The sequence below is a fragment of the Nocardia sp. NPDC058114 genome (assembly GCF_042884695.1).
In the GTDB taxonomy this organism is placed as follows: domain Bacteria; phylum Actinomycetota; class Actinomycetes; order Mycobacteriales; family Mycobacteriaceae; genus Nocardia.
This window is the reverse complement of sequence record NZ_JBHVTK010000028.1, coordinates 1-1,079: the sequence shown is the minus strand read 5'-3', so window position 1 is coordinate 1,079 and position 1,079 is coordinate 1. Positions and strand designations below refer to the sequence as shown.

1 protein-coding gene is annotated in these 1,079 nt (G+C 39.8%); it reads right to left on the bottom strand.

Annotation, left to right across the window (positions count from 1 at the left end; all coding sequences use genetic code 11):
• Positions 1–16: 16 nt before the first annotated feature.
• The gene (locus ACFVVI_RS35655; protein WP_387449435.1) at positions 17–955 is read right to left on the bottom strand and encodes a protein rep; all 939 of its coding nucleotides are present in this window, start codon (positions 953–955) and stop codon (positions 17–19) included.
• Positions 956–1,079 lie beyond the last annotated feature (124 nt).

Here is a 1,079-nt window from a genome sequence, read left to right as displayed (position 1 = left end):
AAATTGTCTGCTTTATTTAATTAATTATGTAATTCTTAATTCCTACATGCCAATGCGCCATAACCTCGAACGTCTCATTAGCTACCTCGTCTTCATCTTCTTCAATTCTGACAAGATCCCCGTCCTCGGCGTCCGTCAAATTCAGTTCCTTATGAATCTCTTTCAAGATCCCGCCGTAGCCGATCAACCGCCTGGCATTTAACGCATCATCCAAATAATAGACCGTATCCAAATTTTCCTCGGTCACTTCATTCCCACGTATCACATCAGTGTCTTTCACTGGATACTTAGAAATCTCTAAAATAGCTTTCTGTTCTTCCATTTCTTTGCGTACTTCTTTTTCAATCGCTTCCGCATCGATTCCCTTTTTACCTTTGACCCTCTGCACATGCACAATAGGTGTGTAATCCAATTTCATTGCTCTTTTCCAAAGGCTTGTCCATTCTTTTTGATTAATATAGTTCTTACCAAAGTAATTAGTACGAACAGGTATTAACACATGAAAATGCGGATGATATGTATTTTCTTCATGATTTTTCGTAATCTCTAAAGCTCTGAAATACCCACGCACCGCAGAATCAACTTTTTTATATTTCATCAATCTATTAAAACCTTTCATCATATCCGAAATGGTCTGTTTCAGATCATCACCCTCAACGTTTTTTACTGTCAACGTGAGAAATATCCATGCTGGCTTATATTGCCGATTGGCTTCTTCAACGATCAATTTGTTGTGATAAGCAATTTTCAATGACCTTCGCCACGCACACATAGGGCATAACCTCACTTTACAAAAATAGGCTTGATATAATCGTAGTCTGCCCGTTTCTCGATCCCTCTTAAACGCAAGACATTCCGCACAATCACATACTTTCTCTGCCTTTTTTCCGTAGTAAGGCGCACCGGTACGCTTTTCAAGTCCTTCATAGTGAGCCGCCATAAGCGACGATCTCACCTTTTTCCCCTTCCAATCCCGCTTTTTACCTGTTGCGGTTTTATCCTCGAGGATGGTATAATTCGATTCAGATGAATAAAACAAAGAAAAAACCCCTTCTGCCGCTAGTTCTCTAGCTATCTAT